The organism is Moorena sp. SIO3I6 (assembly GCF_010672095.1).
On the sequence record NZ_JAAHHU010000601.1, the window covers coordinates 1 to 2,679 of the forward strand.

The 2,679-nt window shown below is 40.8% G+C and carries 2 protein-coding genes; both read left to right on the forward strand.

What is annotated here, in order from left to right; translation table 11 throughout:
• A partial coding sequence (locus F6K49_RS40155; protein ID WP_293106375.1) for an acyl carrier protein occupies positions 1-540 on the forward strand: 540 nt, incomplete at its 5' end.
• Between the two features lie 2 nt (positions 541-542).
• A partial coding sequence (locus F6K49_RS40160) for a type I polyketide synthase (protein WP_293106382.1) occupies positions 543-2,679 on the forward strand: 2,137 nt, incomplete at its 3' end.

Below are 2,679 nucleotides of genomic sequence, written 5' to 3' on the forward strand. Positions count from 1 at the left end.
ACATTTAAAGTAGTCTATCAAGCGAAAAAATACCGACCACTTCTGGCAGAGATAGAAAGCAAACCACTAGAATCAGAAGAGCGAACATTACCACAGCAACCCGAAATTTTAAAACAATTAGAAGCAGAGTATGAAACTGTGCGGCGTTATCAACTTTTGGTTGACTATCTTAAGAATGAAGTAGCTAGAGTATTGGGGTTCAAAGATTTTAAACAACTATCTCCTGAGGAAGGTTTCTTTGAAATGGGAATGGACTCTTTGATGACAGTAGAATTGAGAGATAAACTGCAAAAAAGCTTGAATTGTTCTCTGCCAACAACGTTAGCTTTTGAATTTCCAAATATTGTTAGTTTAGCCAACTACATTTCTTCAAAAGTACTTGGTTGGGAGTCAAATAAAACAGATCAGTCGCAGTTATCAGTTGCTCAAGAACAAAAAAAAAATCAAATTTTAGAGGTAGAAAATTTACCAGAAGAAGATGTTGAATCTTCAATTATTAAGGAATTAGCAGACTTAAACACGTTACTGGAGGGAAATTAGAAATGAGCAATTCACCAGATAAAAAAGAGAAGCTATCTGCATCAAAACAGGTACTTGTAGCACTTAAGGAAGCAAAAACTAGAATAGAGGCACTAGAATATGCCAAAACAGAACCAATTGCAGTTGTTGGTATGGCTTGTCGCTTTCCTGGAGGAGCCAATAGCCCCCAAAAATTATGGCAATTACTGTCTGATGGAGTGGATGCAATTACAGAAATTCCTCCCCAACGCTGGAATGTAGATAACTACTACGACCCCAACCCAGAAACTCCCGGAAAAATATCTACCCGCTTTGGAGGATTTTTACAGGAAGATATAGCTCAATTTGACCCTCTGTTTTTTGGGATTTCAGAGCGAGAAGCTATCAGCATTGACCCACAACATCGCCTACTCTTGGAAGTAAGTTGGGAAGCACTGGAAAATACTGGATATATTCCTCATAGATTAGTTAATAGTTTAACAGGGGTATTTATAGGTATCACTAATTGTGAGTATCAAGTGATTACCGGACAAGCTACAGAAACTAATATCGCCCCCTATGCAGTCACTGGCTTACCATTGAATGCTGCCGCAGGTCGTTTATCCTACACTCTGGGACTAACTGGCCCATCTATGGCAATAGATACAGCCTGTTCTTCTTCTCTTGTTGCTATCCATCAAGCCTGTCAAAGCTTGCGATTGCAAGAATGTCAAATGGCTTTAGCAGGAGGGGTTAATCTCTGGCTATTACCGGACGCATTCATTGCGACATCCCAGGCTCAAATGTCATCTCCTGATGGCCGATGTCAAACTTTTGATGAGGAAGCTAATGGAACTGCCTGGGGAGAAGGATGTGGTATGTTGGTGTTGAAACGTTTGTCTGATGCACAAGCGTCAAAAGATCAAATTTTGGCAGTTATTTCAGGTTCAGCAGTGAATCAGGACGGACCAAGTAGTGGGTTTACAGTTCCAAATAGTTCATCCCAGCAACAGGTAATTCGTCAAGCTCTGAAAATGGCGAAAGTCAAACCATCCCAAGTAAGTTATGTAGAAGCTCACGGTACAGCAACTTCTCTGGGAGACCCAATTGAACTTAGGTCTTTGGCAGAAGTATTTGGGGAAGAACGTTCTGCACAAGAGCCGTTGATGATTGGCTCTATTAAAACTAACATAGGTCATCTAGGATCTGCGGCTGGGATATCTGGGGTCATGAAAGTAATATTGCAAATACAGCATCGACAGATAGTACCTCATTTGCACCTGAAAAATCCCACCGGTAAGTTCAACTGGAAGAACTCCCCAATTGTGGTAGCAACTCAACCAACTACTTGGGATAGGAATGAGCCTAGTGTAATTGCAGGAGTAAGTTCCTTTGGAGCTAGCGGTACTAATGCTCATGTAATTATCGAAGAAGCTCCCTCAATAGTCAAAAGTCAGAATGTTGTTGAACGTCCGGTTCATCTATTAACGCTGTCAGGAAAAACAGAAAAGGCTTTAGAAAATTTAGTCAGTAATTATCAAAATTATCTAAAAACTCATCCCGAGTTAGCCCTAGCAGATGTCTGTTATACAGCCTCTACAGGCAGAGCACATTTTAATCATCGACTAGGTGTTATTGCATCTTCCCCCACAGAATTAATGGAGAAACTGCTGGGATGGAAAACTCAGTCAGAATTAATAGGAGTATTTTCAGGACAACCAAATAGTGAAAGTCCGAAAATAGCATTCCTATTTACAGGCCAAGGTTCCCAGTATGTAAATATGGGAAGACAACTATATGAACAAGCACCAACTTTCCGTCAAGCTTTAGAGGAATGTGACCAAATTCTCCAACCCGATCTAGAAACATCCATATTAGAAATCATCCACCCCAAAGATGCACAAAAGTCAAGTATTTTAGACCAAACAGCTTACACCCAACCTGCCATATTTGCCCTGGAATACGCCCTGTTTAAATTATGGGAATCATGGGGAATCAAACCCAATGTAGTCATGGGTCACAGCGTTGGAGAATATGTAGCAGCTTGCATTGCAGGAGTATTTAGCCTAGAAGACGGCCTCAAACTAATAGCGATGCGAGGAAAGTTGATGCAAAAATTACCCTCTGGTGGTGAGATGGTATCGGTAATGGCATCAGAATCTCAGGTAACAGAGGCTATAA